The sequence below is a fragment of the Rhizobium sp. WW_1 genome, from assembly GCF_003610155.1.
In the GTDB taxonomy this organism is placed as follows: domain Bacteria; phylum Pseudomonadota; class Alphaproteobacteria; order Rhizobiales; family Rhizobiaceae; genus Rhizobium; species Rhizobium tropici_A.
The window spans coordinates 18450-34657 of record NZ_RAIN01000032.1 but is presented as its reverse complement, the minus strand read 5'-3'; the positions used below and the strand labels follow the sequence as shown (position 1 = coordinate 34657).

13 protein-coding genes and 3 pseudogenes are annotated in these 16208 nt (G+C 58.1%); 8 read left to right on the top strand and 8 right to left on the bottom strand.

Annotated features, from left to right (window positions below; translation table 11 throughout):
- Window positions 1–311: 311 nt before the first annotated feature.
- The 5 genes and pseudogenes from BJ928_RS36845 to BJ928_RS39660 form a co-directional block, all read right to left on the bottom strand.
- On the bottom strand, window positions 312–695 hold the full coding sequence (locus tag BJ928_RS36845) for a type II toxin-antitoxin system VapC family toxin (RefSeq protein WP_047636590.1): 384 nt from the start codon (window positions 693–695) through the stop codon (window positions 312–314).
- Window positions 692–892, bottom strand: a complete 201-nt coding sequence (locus BJ928_RS36840) for a type II toxin-antitoxin system VapB family antitoxin (RefSeq protein ID WP_047636591.1) — start codon at window positions 890–892, stop codon at window positions 692–694. The genes BJ928_RS36845 and BJ928_RS36840 overlap by 4 nt, the downstream gene beginning before the upstream one ends.
- 237 nt (window positions 893–1129) lie before the next feature.
- A complete protein-coding gene (locus BJ928_RS36835) occupies window positions 1130–1783 on the bottom strand; it encodes an alpha/beta fold hydrolase (RefSeq protein WP_047636593.1) in 654 nt (217 codons plus the stop codon).
- A 177-nt stretch (window positions 1784–1960) separates the two neighbouring features.
- Entirely contained in the window at window positions 1961–2224 is a 264-nt protein-coding gene (locus BJ928_RS36830) for a hypothetical protein (RefSeq protein ID WP_052228021.1), read from the bottom strand.
- Window positions 2225–2391: 167 nt separating this feature from the next.
- A pseudogene (locus tag BJ928_RS39660) lies at window positions 2392–3104 on the bottom strand (hypothetical protein); the annotation flags it as partial.
- 44 nt (window positions 3105–3148) lie between these two features.
- Here BJ928_RS39660 and BJ928_RS39655 point away from each other — a divergent pair.
- A pseudogene (locus BJ928_RS39655) lies at window positions 3149–3274 on the top strand (DUF982 domain-containing protein); the annotation flags it as partial.
- Between the two features lie 296 nt (window positions 3275–3570).
- On the opposite strand, the gene BJ928_RS36815 reads toward BJ928_RS39655, so the two are convergent.
- Together BJ928_RS36815 and BJ928_RS36810 are read right to left on the bottom strand one after the other, a co-directional pair.
- Window positions 3571–4626: a substrate-binding domain-containing protein gene (locus BJ928_RS36815; RefSeq protein WP_245432782.1), complete on the bottom strand. Its 1056-nt coding sequence runs from the start codon at window positions 4624–4626 to the stop codon at window positions 3571–3573.
- A 25-nt stretch (window positions 4627–4651) separates the two neighbouring features.
- Complete coding sequence (locus BJ928_RS36810) at window positions 4652–6001, bottom strand: ROK family protein (protein WP_052228022.1); 1350 nt, start codon at window positions 5999–6001, stop codon at window positions 4652–4654.
- Between the two features lie 262 nt (window positions 6002–6263).
- Here BJ928_RS36810 and BJ928_RS36805 point away from each other — a divergent pair, with 262 nt between their 5' ends.
- The 6 genes and pseudogenes from BJ928_RS36805 to BJ928_RS36780 form a co-directional block, all read left to right on the top strand.
- Window positions 6264–7085 carry a sugar phosphate isomerase/epimerase family protein gene (locus BJ928_RS36805; RefSeq protein WP_047636594.1) on the top strand — a complete coding sequence of 274 codons (822 nt, stop codon included), beginning with the start codon at window positions 6264–6266 and terminating at the stop codon, window positions 7083–7085.
- 95 nt (window positions 7086–7180) lie between these two features.
- Entirely contained in the window at window positions 7181–8305 is a 1125-nt protein-coding gene (locus BJ928_RS36800) for a substrate-binding domain-containing protein (protein ID WP_047636595.1), read from the top strand.
- 132 nt (window positions 8306–8437) lie between these two features.
- Window positions 8438–9610, top strand: a complete 1173-nt coding sequence (locus BJ928_RS36795) for a Gfo/Idh/MocA family oxidoreductase (protein ID WP_047636596.1) — start codon at window positions 8438–8440, stop codon at window positions 9608–9610.
- Entirely contained in the window at window positions 9607–11244 is a 1638-nt protein-coding gene (locus BJ928_RS36790; RefSeq protein WP_052228023.1) for a sugar ABC transporter ATP-binding protein, read from the top strand. Before BJ928_RS36795 ends, BJ928_RS36790 begins: the two co-directional genes overlap by 4 nt.
- A complete protein-coding gene (locus BJ928_RS36785; protein ID WP_047636597.1) occupies window positions 11207–12163 on the top strand; it encodes an ABC transporter permease in 957 nt (318 codons plus the stop codon). Before BJ928_RS36790 ends, BJ928_RS36785 begins: the two co-directional genes overlap by 38 nt.
- A 222-nt stretch (window positions 12164–12385) precedes the next feature.
- A pseudogene (locus BJ928_RS36780) lies at window positions 12386–12511 on the top strand (IS5/IS1182 family transposase); the annotation flags it as partial.
- A gap of 130 nt (window positions 12512–12641) precedes the next feature.
- On the opposite strand, the gene BJ928_RS36775 reads toward BJ928_RS36780, so the two are convergent.
- Window positions 12642–13781, bottom strand: coding sequence for an acyltransferase (locus tag BJ928_RS36775; RefSeq protein ID WP_063769489.1), 1140 nt, complete (start codon window positions 13779–13781; stop codon window positions 12642–12644).
- A 71-nt stretch (window positions 13782–13852) separates the two neighbouring features.
- On the opposite strand from BJ928_RS36775, the gene BJ928_RS36770 reads away from it, so the two are divergent.
- Window positions 13853–15298, top strand: coding sequence for a right-handed parallel beta-helix repeat-containing protein (locus BJ928_RS36770; RefSeq protein ID WP_120296839.1), 1446 nt, complete (start codon window positions 13853–13855; stop codon window positions 15296–15298).
- Window positions 15299–16208: the final 910 nt, after the last annotated feature.

Genomic DNA, 16208 nt, shown 5'->3' with positions numbered 1-16208 from the left:
ATCCTTCACATCCAGCTCGATGACAACGGGATGCGGAGTGCTCCTTGTCATCGTTTTTCCCGCGTCGGAGGCTTTTCCGCCGGGATATCGATCAATTCTGGCGCAAACATTGCTGGTGAGACTTAGTCTGGCTACTTTCGCGACCTTTGCCGCCAGGTGAATAATTGAACGGGCGATGAGCCATGCTGTCGGGCAACCTCACAATAATCAAAAACTTAAGAGAGTTTGGGCGCTGGTCGTAGGTTCATTTCCACTCAAGGCGAGGTATCCAAAACTTGTCCGAGACCCTGACGCAGTAACATTTCAGGCATTCAGTTGGGCATGCTGACTGGTAGGTGCAGTGCGGCGCCCGCCTTTTCGGCCGCTATCCGCAGACGCTTGTCTCTGGTCCACAGAGACGCTCGCTTGTCAAGAAGGACCGATGCGAGCAAGTGTGCATCCGTATAGCCAACGCCCATGCTGAAAATGCCGTGGCGATCGATCATCACCATGACTTCGTCGTGCGTTGCCACGACCGCTACGCGTTGAGCCGACAGAAAAGCCATTACGCTGCCGCGATCGCGAAGGCTGCCAAGCGCCAACTCACCGATCACCCACGGATGGCAAAGTAGGCGATCATCCTCCATAATCCTGCGGAGCTCGGCATCGGTATGGCGGAAATGATCGATCCAGATCGAGGTGTCGGCCAGTATCACTTGGCCGCTGCGCTCCGGCGGCGCGGGGCTGCCTCGGCATTAGGCATGGTTCCTCCGAGCGCGATCAAGCGCTTCCCGGACTCCACGCGAACAAGTGTCTCTAACGCTTGACGGACGAGAACCGCAGTTTCCTTAGTGCCGGTTAAGGACCTGGCCCTTTCGATAAGCGTGTCATCGAGGTTGATAGTCGATCGCATGATCATCTCCCTTATTCATTGCGATTGTTAGCACCATTTGGTGACAAAATCTACGCCTGGTTTTTCGCTGCCATTATCGGAGGCAGTCCTGTAACGGAAGGAGACAACACATCCGTTTGTTGAAAAACCGCTGGAGCCGCAATTCGAATCCATTCACATTAATCATTTTTGGCTGCGCCCACAGCTTAACGGAATGACTTCGAGCTCACCGGCCTGGCAGTATTAACCGTGCACTCTTCATGGTGGCGGCGGCTTACGCAGCGCCGCTGTCCATGTGCTGACGTGATTGGCGACGGTGATGACATGTTCGGCGATCGTGAGACCGGAGATGGCCTTTCTCGGCTGGAAGCCGTGATCTCCATCTTCGAGCCACAGAATTTCAATCATGTTGGAGAGCTTGAAACCAGAGACCTCCTCTTGCGATCCGAACAGGTCGCGCGTTCCCTGGCAGATGAGGGTAGGCGTCTTCATTTCCTCAAGATGAGCGGTCCGCAAGCTCTGCGGTTTTCCGATCGGGCGGAACGGATAGCCGAAGCACAGCAGTCCGGATATCTTGTCCATATCGCGAAGCTGATCCGCGATCATGCTAGCCACGCGACCGCCCATGGATTTTCCCGCGATGACGAACGTCCCTTGCGAACCGAGTTCATCGATCACGGCTTCATATTCCTGTTTCAAAAGTTCGGCGCGTGGGGGCGGCGACCGTTTTCCGGTGGAACGTCGTGCTGCCATGTAATCGAACTCGAACCGGACGACCCGCAGGCCCTTATCGGCAAGTGCGGAAGACATGTTTTCCATCCATGTCATATCCATTGCACCGCCGGCTCCATGGGCAAGGACGATCGTGATCTTGGCGTCTTCAGGGCCGGTAGCGAGAAAGTCATGGGGCATTCAGATTTTCTCTTCGTTCGTGACACGACTGTCATACCGATGCGGGAGCCGTTGTAAAAGAGCCGGCCGCGATCCACACAGCAGCAGGCCGTCGCGCCTGATGTAACAGCAGTCTCCCGTATCCGTCGCACCTTCCCTCGAACGGTCCTGCACATTTGAGGTGGTGGCCTGGTTTACCTATGAGGCGTTACTTGCGGAATGCACCGAGACCTTCGCCATTTCCACGGCACCCCGGGAGAGCCACTGGTGGGCCGAAATTGCAGCTTGAAGCTCCGGAAGCGTGCGGTTGCCCTCTCTGAACAAGGTGACAACAGTGGCGGCCGCGATTTCGTACTCCGGGGCGGCACGCTCGATACCAATTGAAGTTCGCCACTCTTCGAGTGCCCGGCTGATGATGTCGAGTTCAACGGACCCGAACGTCGCATTCACAAAGTCTCTCATTGTCTCTCCCGAAAACACGCGCAGAGAGATGGGAGCCGCCATGGCCAATGTCAAAGGGATGACGACGATCGAGTGGCTGTAGTCAAATATTTACCATGACTTGCGAGCTTTACCCCGCCACGCAGTTGGATAGCCGGCAATTGGGCAGGTGTTGGTTTTGAAGCGGTGGCATCCCAGACTTGATTCAAGATCCGGGCCGCAAGCGCTGCCTTGTCTTGCGGCAGTAAGCGGCCGTAGTGATGCTGGATCATCTCAGGCGTATGTTGAATCGCGTCGCTCGCTTGTTCATACGAACCGGTCTGCGTCAAGATGTGGGTGGCAAGGACATCGCGAACGTTGTGCGGTCCATGGGGTAACAGCCCTTTGACGGCACCGCGACCGGTAAACGGATTGTAGATCCCGTATCGCTGGATGGCGAAACGCCAAGCTTCATAGAAGGTTTCTGGTCATATGCTGCATCCCTGCTAGTGGTCTTGACGATCTTAACGAAGAACGTGCCCGGATCATCAGCGCCGCCAAGCAAGACGCCACGGTGACGATCCACGTAAGCGTCCAAATATGGATAGAGGACGTGGAGGTCCGACAGAACGAGTCGAAATGGTTTTGAGCCGAATAAAGACGAATTGGCATTCTTGAAGGCATTGGACGGTATCAGCATCTCCCAGCCCGTGTCGCGGTCGCTCCAACGGATCTCCCCGCGTTTCATATCCTCCAATCGCTTTTCCGACATCGGGAAATGCCCGTGCGGGCAAACGAGCAATTGTCTCAGGTTCTTCTGACGAAGACCGAGACGCAGTCCTAGGCGCAGCATCAGGAATGATCTGACCGCTTCAGCAGCCGGGCGCGGATAGCGATCCTCACCAGGCATCCGTTTGATGATCCCGCGCTCTAGGCAGAAAACGCGAGGTGGTTGCCAATATCGCAATTGAAGCGGAAGCCGCGCGAGGCCTGCTTGCGGCCTTCGCAGTGAAACACGATCTGCTGGCGCCGGAAGTCAACACGGTCGCTGCCTGGCGACTGCGGCCTGATAGGGATCCGCAGTTTTGTTGAGGCAAACAAACGATCTACGACTGTGGCAGAGGCCGCCGACAACTCGATGGCGCGGCCGTTCTGGGTTGGTGTATGCAGCGTCGGCGGACACCAACGGAGTGAAAACACCGTTTCTCTCCGTGGACGACAAGCGGTAAATACGCGCGGCCTGGGCTTCGGACTTCTACGCTGTTCATTCAAAGCCGGTCCTCCGTCAGGTGCCGCAATGCTAGACCCGGTTCCGATCAAAGAGCTGCTGCCCGCTCTGAGAAACGTCAACACTGTTATAGCGTCTTGCAGGTCGCGCATCAGGCCACCTAGCCGATATCCTTCACCAACTTGGCGCTGATAAGAACCTCGCGTGGTGCCTGCTTGCGCCAAACCTTCTGGAAGCTTTCGACAACATTGTCGCTGGAAACGGCAAGGCCGGGCAAGGCCACCCAATCGGGCGTTTGCTTCCCGAGAAGCGCCAACACGCAGGTCTGCGCCACGGCGATGCCCTGTAGATATGGCTGCTGGGCGCCGATGCCGCAAATCATGCCATCCGAGGCGAGATCGATGGCCGCTTCGCGACCGAGATCGACGGTGGCGACGGGTAAATGATAACCGGCGCGGGCTAGGGCCTTCACCGCCTCCATTGCTGGTGTATCCCAGACGACGAACAAGCCCGCGAGCTCGGGCTGATCGGAAACCAGCGCCAGCGCGTCCTGGCCTGCCGTCTGGATGCTGTCGAACTTGCGCACGGATACCCGAAGGTCCGGGCGGTTCTTTCGCATCCACTTGTCGAATGCGATCTCGCGCTCGTTGGTGGCGAAGAACTCCGAGTGATAGGAAAGCACACCGACTGTCGCACCCTGTGCGAGCCGTTCCGCCAGGAACGATGCTGCAATGGTACCGAGGCCGAAATTGTCGGCCGACACCAGCGCCACATAGTCCGAGCCCGGCAGAAGACCGGTCGGAACATTGTCAAGCAGCAGTAGCCGGATGCCAGTTTGAGATACGCGACGATGAGCCTCGGCAACGGTAGAGTTAGCGACGGGGATAGAGATGATTGCATCTGGCTTTTCCGCGCGCAGACGGTCCAATGCCGAAATCTGCGCTTCCGGCGCGAAAGCGCAATCTACAACCTCGATAACGGCGATGTCACAGTCGCTGAACGTGGCGATAATACCCGCGATCTGCTGCTTGGCCCAGTCGCTGGTCATTGTGTGAAGGACGATTGCGACACGGAACCGCGCCGCGCGCGCTCGGGCAAGATCATCGGAAAGCAAGGCGATCCGCTCGGGTGGTGCCGCGCGTTCTCCGTGGGGTCCCAATCCTGATATCGTCATCGCGTGGATCTCATTGATGATGGCGTGCCGGTGACCGGCCACGTCGTACTATGCTCGATGGAGGGGCTCATGGGGCAACTGCCTTTCGGGCAACCGCAAGGCGACTTTCGGCCTCGCGTGCTGCGCACGACGCCAGTAGAGACAGGAATATGGGATGGGCAAGCGGTGTTCCGCTGACGATCCAATCCTTGAGACACTGCGGATCAAACACGCTTTCGACCACAACCATCGCCGCGCCAACCAGGCCAGCGGAACTGCCCATTTGCGATTTCGTGATGATCAGGTCGCGTGTCACGAGAGGATGACTTTCGCCGTAGACCGTCTCGCGTACGGCGGCGAGCAGCAGGTCGTTTGTCTGAGCCATTGTGCCCGAAAGTACGATGAGATCCGGATTAAGCATGTTGGCAAGCATTGCAACGGAATGGCCGATCAGGCGGCCGCTTTGGCTAAGGATTTCCATCGAGGCGGGGTCGCCCGATTGCGCCGCCTGGCTCACCTCGATCGCGCCGACATTGCCGCCCCGGCGCAATGTATCGGCAAGGAGCGGGCTTTTGCCCGATTGTGCCGCTGCCATTCCCTCGCGAGCGATCATGTCGCTTCCCGCAACGGCGTCGAGTGCCGAAGAGCGATCACCTGCCTGGACCGGCATCTGGCCGATCAGGCCCGCCGCTCCTTGTGCGCCCCGATAGAGCCGCCCATCGAAAATCAGGCCGGCGCCAATGCGCTTGCCTACTTTCACGAACAGCATGTTGCGGACGCTCTGGCCTGCACCTGCGAAACGCTCGCCCATTGTCATCGTCTCGATACTCGAGCGCAACCAAACCGGCGCACCGAACCTGCCGACCAGCGTCTCCACGAAGGGAAATCCTTCCCAGGCCGGGAGGAAAGCCGGCGTCTGTTCCATGAACAGCATGTCGTCGCCCTCGGTCACGGGTCCGGGTACCGAGACGGCGATGCCCCATACCGGCATTTCCGGCGCATGTTTGGCGATCAGCCAGTCAAACAGGGCGATCACGCGCACGGAGGTGGATGCCGCGTCCGATCCGAAATCGATTGACTCATGATGTTCGGTAAATAGCCGGCCAGACAGATCGGCAATGCCAACGCCAAGCGCGGATTGGTCGAGTGTCGCGACCAGGATGCAGCCAAGATTCGTGCGGAATTGGACCAGACGCGGCGCACGGCCGCCGCTGGCAACACCGAGCTCGCTTTCAACGATCAGCCCGATATCGGCAAGAGTCGTCAGCCGATCCGAAACGACCGCTCGGCCGAGCTCGCTCTCGCGCTCCAGCTCCTGCCGGGTCGTCGCTCTACCGGTGCGAACGAGATTGAGAATCGCGCCAAGGCTAGCTGCAGCTGAATCGCGCGTGGTGGGCCGACCCTTGCCACGGATACCGGGTGTCGGAGCAGTGGGCATATCGCCGGTTTCCTCCTGTGACGTACTCTCCGGGCGCTGGGATATCGGCGCCAACTCAATTCACTGGATAAAACGGCTGGCTTTGCAGAGCAAGCGCAAACTTATGTCGTAAAAATGCAAAAGATAGCATACTTGTGCATGAATAATATTGACTTCGAAATTAAAGCTCCATAACGTCAAGCCCAGGAGAGCGATATACCGGTCGCCAGGAGTGAACGAGCGGAGGGCCTATGGCCCCTCGTTTCGTTGTGGAGGGTTCATAATGTCTGATTGGAAACTGGCTTATCACGCCAATTGCTGGGGTGCGCTTGGCGGAAACGCCCAAGGGGTCACCTCCATCGCGGAATTAAGCTACCGCACATTTGGCGACATGGACCGCGCTCTAAGCGAAATTGCCGCTGCTGGATATGAAGGCGTCGAACTTTTCGACGGCAATCTTCTCGACTTTAGCGCGACCGACCTTCGCAAGGTGCTGGCGGATACGGGCCTGACGCTTGTCGCAACCTATGCCGGCGGTAATTTCATCTTCGACGATATCCTGAGCGAGGAGCTGGCCCGGGTGGTTCGTGCCGCCGATCGCGCTGCCGAACTCGGGGCGCCGCATCTGGTCGTCGGCGGTGGCGCGAAACGTTTCGATGGCATTCGCGATACCGATTACAAGAAACTGGGCGCCGCCCTCGACGAGGTCAAGACCATTGCGGAAGAGCGCGGCATGCGCGGCCACTATCATCCGCACCTGTCGACCATCGTCGAAGGGCCCGAGACGGTGCGGCGCATCTTCGGCCTGACCGAAATCGACTTCTGCCCCGATACTGCACATCTGGCGGCAGCCGGCGGCGATCCGGCCGCTCTCATCCGCGAGCATGCAACCCGCATTTCCTATGTGCATCTCAAGGGTTTCCAGCAGGAGCCTTTCGCCTTTACGCCGCTCGATCGTGGTGATGTGCCAACCGGCCCGATTCTGTCTGCAATGCGCGAAACCGGCTTCAAGGGCTGGGTCTGTACCGAACTCGACGCTTGGTCGGACCCCGCCGAAGGGGCGCGGGCCAGCATGGATTATCTGAAGACTGCAATGCGCTCCTGACGAGCGCACTTTTGTTGCCATTTTCATCAAAAGTGGGTCGGACGGCCCGCCAATCTTCGGGGCAATGCACCCCGGCTTCTGGGAGGAGAAGAACCATGATCACGAGACGTACACTCTTGGCTACGACAGCCGCATTGGCTGCGCTGTCCCTTACAACCGCATTGCCGGCTTTTGCCGATCCAGATGCAGCGCTGGCCGCGCTGCAGGAAAAGGTCCTGTCAAAGGGCCCGAACGGCGAGGATCCATCGCCGGCATCCTCTGTCACCCTGACGGATGCGGAAGTGACCAAGATCAAGGATATGAATGCCACGGCAGCCATCGTCATGCATTACGGCGGCAACGACTGGGCCCGGGCCCAGATCAATGGGCTGCGCACCCAGTTTGCGGAAATGGGTATCAAGGTCATCGCCGTAACTGACGCCGGGTTCAAGCCGGAAAAGCAGGTGGCTGACATAGAGACAATCATGGCCCAGAAGCCCAACATTATCGTATCTATCCCGACCGATCCCGTTGCAACAGCGGGCGCATACAAAGCGGCTGCGGACGCGGGCGTAAAACTGGTATTCATGGATAACGTACCGGCCGGCTTCAGCGCAGGTAAGGAATATGTCTCCTCGGTTTCGGCCGATAATTATGGCAACGGGGTTGCCTCCGCCCATCTGATGGCGAAGGCGCTTGGCGGCAAGGGGGAGATTGGCCTCGTCTTCCATGCCGCGGACTTCTTCGTTACCAAGCAGCGTTATGAAGCGTTCAAGGCGACTATTGCTTCCGACTATCCGGATATCAAGATCGTCGCCGAGCAAGGCATCGGCGGCCCCGATTTCTCCGGCGACGCCGACAAGGCTGCAAGCGCCATGCTCACCTCCAATCCAAACCTGAACGGCATCTGGGCCGTATGGGACGTGCCGGCGGAAGGCGTGATCTCGGCTGCACGGGTCGCCGGGCGCGACGATCTCGTCATCACCACTATCGATCTCGGCGAAAACGTTGCGATCTCGATGGCGCAGGGCGGCTTCGTCAAGGGTCTTGGCGCGCAGCGTCCCTATTCGCAGGGCGTCACGGAAGCCAAGCTTGCAGGCTATGGACTTCTGGGAAAGAAAGCGCCGGCATTCGTGGCTCTGCCGGCCCTGCCGGTCACCAAGGAAACCCTGCTCGAAGGCTGGAAGGCCGTCTACAACACCGAACCGACCGCCAACGTCAAGGCGAGCCTCGGCCAGTAAGCCTATCTTACACGACTCTCAAACTGGGCCGTTCCGATTGCTGCAGGCGACATCAGCGCCGCCTGTATTGAAGGGGCGGGGCCCCTTTGACAATGGGGCCGGTGGCCCGCTTTTTATGACGGAGAAGAGACGATGACCAAAGTGATGAACGTCGCCATGATTGGTGGCGGCTTCATGGGCAAGGCGCATGCCATGGCCTATGCTTCGATGCCCATGTTCTTCTGGCCGGCCCCCGCCATTCCTCACCGCAAGGTGGTGGTGGACGTAACGGACGCCATCGCCGAAACCGCGCGCGATCGATACGGTTTCGAGGAAGCCTCAAGTGACTGGCGTGCCGTCGTCACCCGACCCGATATCGATGTGATCGACATCTGCACGCCGAATAACATGCATGCCGAGATCGCCATAGCGGCGGCCGAGGCGGGCAAGCATATCATCTGCGAAAAGCCGCTCGCCCGTACGGTCGAGGAAGCGCGCGCTATGGTGGCGGCTGTCAAGAAGGCCGGTGTCATCCACATGGTCGCCTTTAACTATCGCCGCACACCGGCGGTGGCGCTTGCAAAGAAATTCATCGAGGAAGGCCGCATCGGCCGGATCCTCAACTTCCGCGGCACCTATCTGCAGGATTGGTCAGCCGATCCCGATGGCCCGCTGTCCTGGCGTTTCCAGAAGAAGATTGCCGGCTCCGGCACCGTTGGTGACATTGCCACCCATGTGGTCGATCTTGCGCACTATCTCGTCGGTCCGATCGAGACAGTGAACTCGATCACGACGACCTACAACAAGACGCGGCCGCTGCAGCAAGGCGGCATGGACAAGCTTGGCGCTTCGGAGAAAGCCTCAGGCGACGTAGAGCGCGGCGAGGTGGATGTCGATGATGAAGTCGTCAGCATGCTCAAATTCGAGAACGGTGCCATCGGTAGCCTGGAGGCAACACGCAACGCCTATGGCCGCAATAACTTCATCACACTGGAACTTCATGGTACTAAGGGCTCTATCCACTTCAACTACGAACGCCGCGATGAATTGCAGGTGATGTTTGCCGACGATCCGGCGGATAGCCGTGGCTTCCGCACCGTCTATACCGGCCCGGCGCATCCTTACGGAAACGGTCTCTGGCCGATCCCCGGCCTCGGTATCGGTTACTCAGAGACGAAGATCGTCGAATGCTTCGACTTCTTCTCAGCGATCGCGCGTGGCAAGCAGCCGTCACCGAATTTCGAAGACGGCCTTTTGACCGAACTCGTTGCCGATGCCCTTCTTCGCTCCGGAGAAACGGGTGCGTGGGAGCGCGTAAAAAAATGAACGAAGCCGCCGATGGCAAGTCGTCCGCCGCTGGCCAACTGCTTGCCGTCAGCATGGCAGGTATCTCCAAGTCCTTCGGCGGCGTAAGGGCGCTGGATGATGTCAGTCTGGAAATCGAGCAGGGCGAGGTTCACGCCTTGCTTGGCGGCAACGGCGCCGGCAAGTCGACGATCCTGAAAGTGTTGAACGGCATCCACAAGCCTGATTCTGGCACGATCACGGTGGCGGGCCGGAAACTGACGGCGCATACGCCGGAAGAATCGCGTGCTGCCGGGATTGCGATGAATTTCCAGGAAATGAGTCTCATCCCGACGTTGACCGTCGCACAGAACGTTTTCCTGACCCGTGAAGCCAAGGCTGGAATGGGCTTGATCGATGACCGCGCTGCCGAACGCAAGGCGGCGGAACTGTTCGCCATCCTGGAGGTTGATGTCGACCCCAAGGCAGTCGTCGGCGATCTGGGTGCTGGGCAAAAGCAGTTGACGGAAATCGTCAAAGCGATCAGCCAGGATGCGAAGGTGCTGGTTCTGGACGAGCCGTCCACGGCACTTGCCGTTTCGGACGTCGACCGGCTGTTCGTCTTCTTGCGCAAGCTAAAGGCGCGCGGCGTCGCGATCATCTATGTCAGTCACCGGATGGACGAGATTGCCCGCATTGCCGACCGGGCGACAATCTTTCGCGACGGGCGGCACGTCATCACGGCACCCCTTTCGCAACTGCCGATCGATACGATGATCGAGTACATTGTCGGCAAGCGGTCCAAAGGCCTTTCCGACGTGGAGCGCGGGACGGCGGTGAAGGGTGAAGTACTTCTCGAGCTGCGCGGCGTCTCGGGAAAATACAAGCCGGAAAATGTCAAGCTGGCGGTTCACCGCGGCGAGGTGGTCGGCTTGGCTGGCCTGCTCGGCTCCGGTCGCTCCTCCCTGGCGCGGGTGATCGCAGGCATCGAGCCTGCCGTTTCGGGAGAAATTCTGATCAAGGGTAAGGCCGTCAAGATCGCCAATCCAGGCGACGCCATCGGTGCCGGGGTGGCACTCGTGCCCGAAGCTCGCGCGACGCAGGGGATCATCCCCGCCCATTCCGTCGCTTCCAACATGACGCTCGCGGTTCTCGATCGCGTTTCAATGGCGGGATTCGTCGATCCGGAGAAAGTCAGGTCCGTCACGGACGGAATGATCAAGAGGCTGTCGGTCAAGACGGCGAGCCGTGATCACGCGGTCTCGACGCTGTCGGGCGGCAACCAGCAAAAGGTGGTCATCGGCAAATGGCTGGCGACCGATCCGGACATCCTCGTGCTGGACGAGCCGACGGCCGGCATCGATATCGGTTCGAAATCCGAAATCATCCGGCTGGTGCGCGAACTAGCGGCGTCGGGCAAGGCAATCCTGTTCATTTCCTCGGAGCTCAGCGAGCTTCTGGCCGCCTGTGATCGCATTCTGGTCATGTCAGAGGGACGGATGTGCGCGGACATCCCGCGCGAGCTCCTCGATGATGTAGGCATTCCAGAACATGATACCGCGCATCGACTGCAGGCGGCCGAACAGCGATTGCAGATTGAGATTCAAGAGGCCTTAAAATATGGGCAGGAGATTGGAAATGACGACGGTAAGTCCAACGCTTATCCAGAGCTTTAAGGCCAACTGGCGACAAAACATCATCTATATCGGCTTCGCAGTCATTTTCGTGTTGTTCGCCCTGACGCTGAACGAAAAGGGATTCCTCAACCCCAACAATCTGCTGAACATCGTGCGCCAGACTGCGATGATCGCCGTCATGGCCATCGCCATGACCTTCGTGCTTTCGGCAGGCGAGATCGATTTGTCCGTGGGCGCGGTGGCGGGGCTGGCAACGGTGACCGTCGCCATGACCATTGCGGTTGCGGGTCCTGTTGCCGGCGTGACAGCCGGGATCCTGACCGGGATCGCCGTCGGCATGTTCAACGGCTGGCTGACGACGCGCATCGGCATTCCCTCCTTCTTGACGACCCTGGCGATGATGGGCATCGCCAAGGGTGTCGCCATGTGGATATCGAATACCGCGGCGGTACCAATCCTTAGCCCCGGCTATTCCTGGCTGTTCGGTGGGGGGGCGCTTGCCAAGATACCGGTGCTTCTCTTCTGGATGGTTCTCTTCGGTGCCATTGGCCATATGGTCTTGCGGCGCACTGGCTTTGGCCGCCGTGTCTTGGCAACCGGCGGCGGTGAAACGGCGGCACGCTACTCCGGCATTGATACCAAGGCGATCAAGTTCCGCGTCCTGGTCATGTCCTCGACGGCCGCAGCCTTCGCGGGCATGCTCTATGCCGGGCGCCTGCAATCGGGCCGCTTTCAGCTCGGCGAGGGCGACGAATTGTCTGTGATCGCCGCCGCCGTTCTTGGTGGAACCAGCCTGTTCGGCGGCAAGGGCACGATCATCGGCACCATCGTCGGAGCCCTGATGATCGGCATGATCAACAACGGACTTATCCTGATGGGGCTGGAATTCTCGCAGCAACTCATCGCCCGCGGCGCTATCATCATCCTCGCCGTCGCCCTGTCTCAGAAGCGGAGCTGAGCGATGTCTCTTGTCACGATCGGTACTGTCACCGCAAAGCCGGAAACGCGTGAGGAGGTGTAAGAGCTCCTCGCAGCCCAGGTGGCACCAACACGCACTGAACCCGGTTGCATCAACTACGATGGGACGTTTGGCGAGATTTCGAAATCTACAATCGAATATTGGAAGAGCGAACCTCACCACATCTCCACAACGAACTGCGGGCGCGCCGGATAGACGCGAAAAGGACTACGGGCACGCTCATTCGACGCGCAGCAAACGGAAGCTGCCATCGGCTGCGCCATCCTCAATCGCATGCTGGCATGCGCACGCCCGAAATCTGTCCGGTGCGAAGCAGGGACGACATAGCCGCAACGTCAAAGAGCTAAATTCCATTCCGCCACGATCGATGCACCAAAGCCGTTCAAAATCGCATTGCCAAACGGGCGCCATCCAAACATGACATCATTAATCAAATTTCTTTCGTGTCATCGAGTGATTAGGCCTCTGCAATTGACTGCGGCAATGGGCGCTGGCTGGTATATTTTCGGCTCCAAAGTCGGCCTGGTTCCTCTATATAGCGATAAGTGAGCATTGCCAGCGCAATGGTCGCGAAAAGCATGGACACATGCAGCAGATCGCCAATCCAAAGCGAGTTGTGGATCGTCAGCAGATGTGGGACTTCGCCGTTTATGGTGACTGGATAGTCGACGAAAAACGACATGCCCGTTACCTTTTGCAGGACCATGGCGAGGGCGCGGCCCAATGCTCGCGTGAGGGCATGGACCATGTAGATGGAGTAGGACAGCGTGCCGATCAGCAACAATGGCCTGACTTTCAGTGCCCCGCTGACATGACCTTGCTCGCGGGCAAATAGCAGCACTAGCCCGGCGAATAGAAGGGGGGCCGCGACTGCGAGATAACCGTGGCCATCGATCGCAATCAGGCAGAGGCAAAGCACGACGACGCCTACGACCTCGATCACAGTATCGGTCACTCTTCCCAAAGGCTTGCAAAGCCAGGCGCAGGTTTCTCGCGCCCGAAAGCAGATGACACCGAGAGCAAAGCCGTAAACGCATCGGACCAAACCGAAATCATAGGTGGAGTCCATTCTGTGAGGGCTGAACCACAAAAGGGTGGCACAGCCGACAAATGCAAGTACAGCCCAAGAGAGTGTGCTTTTTCCAAGCCGAAGCGTGATCAGGGCGAAAACAATATAGGCGAAAAACTCTGCGCTAATGCTCCAGCTGGGGAAGTTGAGCCACAGACCGTTATTGATCCCCGTGCCGTGAAGCAGCAGGAGGTTGGTCACAATCGCTCGTGGGAGGTCGCCCGGAAACCCGTCTTTGGCGACGTCGATAGGAATGAAGAGAAGCATCGTCAGAAAGTGCAGGGGATAGATCCGGCCAAGGCGCAGAAACAGGAAGCGCCCCGCTCCGAAACCCTGCAGGAGTCGTGATTGATAGTTCGCGGCGATCACAAACCCGCTAAGGACAAAGAAAAAGTCGACGAATAGATAGGCGTTGAGAATGATCGCTGTGAACTGGATATGGCTGAGAACATTGAAATGAAATAGGGCAACCATACAGGCACATAGGCCGCGCCAGCTATCCAGTGCTTCATATCTCTCACCCCGCATGAGATTTTCCCAGTAGACGCCCAGCTCATAATTTGCTTGTTTAGGTTGAATGTCAATATCATGATTTACTAATGGGTATTTATGTAGGGACTGGCGCCTTGTTCAAAATTGACGTTCTTCTGTGTGCTTCGGTTTGCTTGACGGCTTTTCCTGTATTGGCAGGACCGACGAGTGGCAGTGTCACCAATTACGGCGCGGTAGGGGACGGCGTTACCAATGACACGGCAGCCTTCAATCTCTGCTTGACGAACAACACGATCTGCTGGGTCGACCCAGCCAAGAAATATGTCGCCGGCGATGTTCAGATCAAGAACGGCAATCGCCTTATCGGTCTAGGGGTAGTCCAATATGGAGATCAAACGGCCAGCACAACCCTCGCGCGACCGGTCTTGATCGGGGCAAGTCCGTCGACAAACGTTCTCAACGTTTCAGGTGTGTCGCTCGGGGCTGCAGTCCAGGGCGTGTTCATCGATTGCCAAAATGCCAATGTAAACGGCATTTCCGGAGGTAGCTTCCAACTAACTATCGAAGATACGACGGTCGTTGGCTGTGCAGCTGGATTAGGTGATATCACCAGCAGCGCCTATACGGGTGGTGCTCATATTCTCAACAGCACTTTTGGAAACAATCGGCGAGGCATATCCAATCTGGTGGATTCCTTCGTCGTCAATGTCGACCTTGCCAACAACACGGGCGACGGCGTTTACCTTGGAAGTGGCGCAAACGCCAATACCATCGTGAACACTCGCTTCGAGTGGAACCACGGTTATGGAATGCAGAGCTTCGGCGGAAACAGCAACAATAGCATCGCGAACGCCCTGTTTGATAGAAACTATGGAGCCGGGTTACGACTGGACGGCACCATAGGCATGTCAATTTCCAACTCGACCTTCTATCGAAACGGGCGAAACAATGTCGCAGCAGATCAGAACGCCCAGATCTTCCTGAGTGGAGCGAGGAATATCAGCATCACGGGTGGGCAAAGCCTCGTTGGCCTCGATGATGGTGGAACCGGCACCTACACACCCGCCTATGTATTTTCCTACGATCCGAATCCGAGCTCGAACGTCACGATATCGGGCTTTGTCACGAGTGGACTTTTCAATGCATCCACCAATCCAAGCGGTTCGTTCACAACAGCGATCGTGCAGGGCAATGAACCGACAGCGGGCTACAACGTATCTGGCGTCAACGACCTGCCCGACACGACACGTGCAGCGACGGGGATAGCGGCTTACGCCAGCGGAGGGCAGTCGAATGCGACACTTCTGATGGCGAGCCTGAATGTGGTGTCGACCGCCTCGTCGGTCAACGCCTCAGTCAAAATAGTGCCGTGCGTTCCGGGCCGTCAACAAACGGTCGCCAATCTTGCGGCGAACTCGATCCAGGTCTTTGGATCCGCCTCGGACACGATCAACGGGGCTGCCATCGGGACCGGCATCGCCCAGGCCGCCGGGAAGATAGCGACCTATTTTTGCACCGGAGCTGGCAATTGGAGCAGGCTCCTGAGCAATTGAGCCTGTGAGGGCCTTGTAGACGGAAGGCCCCGCGTTGGGGCGATGTTGCGGGCGCATTTATTCGTTGAATAGGGCAAATTCGGTAAACGTCAGATCTCCGGGAACCGGCAAAGCCGGGCCCTTGAAATACTTCGGGCCGATTTCCGCGAAATAACGTCCCACCAGCCCTGGAACTGGAGCGCGCGCATCGACTAGGCAGAAAATCTTCCCACTCCGCAGCATGTGTCGCCCCAGAGCGCCGGCGCAGCGACTGAGGTCGGCGTGGGACCGGCAATAGATGACCTGACTGGCCGGGACGAGACCTTTAAAACCCGCCGCGTCTTGAACACAAATGGGGTGACGGATCTGTCCGTGATACACATGAGTGCATCACATCCCAGCGCTGCGTGCTTTAAGAGAATGTGACGCTCATGTTCCAGCAACTGCATGAGCTCAGGCGCGTCAGCATGGGCATTCACCACCCGCGATCGGGTTCGTACCGGACTCAGTGCGGGCAAAAATGCATGTTGTCCGTCGGCAAAGCGCTTGAAGCGCAGGGCTTCCACGACTTTGCGCGTCACTGGGGCAGGCGTGACGCTCAAAAAGGTAACGTCTCGCTGGCGTAGCGCTGCCATGATCAATTTGCCTGCATAGGTGCGAAAAGCTGGGTCCACTGTCCAACTCGAGAGATTACAACGAACACTTCCCTCGTCCGTTCCGCCATGCCGAAAGTAGAGCGTCAACATTACCCCAACTATGCTACCGGCGTGATCAAGGATGTAGCCGTAACGGGGAAAATTCCCAACCGCCGGCAAATCTCCAATTCGGCGAAGTGCATGCATCCAATGTTGACGCGAGCGACCCGGGAAACCTCTCTGCAAGCAGTCGATGACCGCTTGCCAGTCAGCCTCCTCAATCAGACGGCAAACCA

What these genes read in the sequence shown, in the direction of transcription:
- BJ928_RS36805 (WP_047636594.1), top strand. Translation starts at nt 6,264, where the DNA reads ATGTCTGATTGGAAACTGGCTTATCACGCCAATTGCTGGGGTGCGCTT.
- BJ928_RS36840 (WP_047636591.1), bottom strand. Translation starts at nt 892, where the DNA reads ATGCGATCGACTATCAACCTCGATGACACGCTTATCGAAAGGGCCAGG.
- BJ928_RS36830 (WP_052228021.1), bottom strand. Translation starts at nt 2,224, where the DNA reads ATGAGAGACTTTGTGAATGCGACGTTCGGGTCCGTTGAACTCGACATC.
- BJ928_RS36835 (WP_047636593.1), bottom strand. Translation starts at nt 1,783, where the DNA reads ATGCCCCATGACTTTCTCGCTACCGGCCCTGAAGACGCCAAGATCACG.
- BJ928_RS36800 (WP_047636595.1), top strand. Translation starts at nt 7,181, where the DNA reads ATGATCACGAGACGTACACTCTTGGCTACGACAGCCGCATTGGCTGCG.
- BJ928_RS36790 (WP_052228023.1), top strand. Translation starts at nt 9,607, where the DNA reads ATGAACGAAGCCGCCGATGGCAAGTCGTCCGCCGCTGGCCAACTGCTT.
- BJ928_RS36810 (WP_052228022.1), bottom strand. Translation starts at nt 6,001, where the DNA reads ATGCCCACTGCTCCGACACCCGGTATCCGTGGCAAGGGTCGGCCCACC.
- BJ928_RS36775 (WP_063769489.1), bottom strand. Translation starts at nt 13,781, where the DNA reads ATGCGGGGTGAGAGATATGAAGCACTGGATAGCTGGCGCGGCCTATGT.
- BJ928_RS36795 (WP_047636596.1), top strand. Translation starts at nt 8,438, where the DNA reads ATGACCAAAGTGATGAACGTCGCCATGATTGGTGGCGGCTTCATGGGC.
- BJ928_RS36785 (WP_047636597.1), top strand. Translation starts at nt 11,207, where the DNA reads ATGACGACGGTAAGTCCAACGCTTATCCAGAGCTTTAAGGCCAACTGG.
- BJ928_RS36770 (WP_120296839.1), top strand. Translation starts at nt 13,853, where the DNA reads ATGGGTATTTATGTAGGGACTGGCGCCTTGTTCAAAATTGACGTTCTT.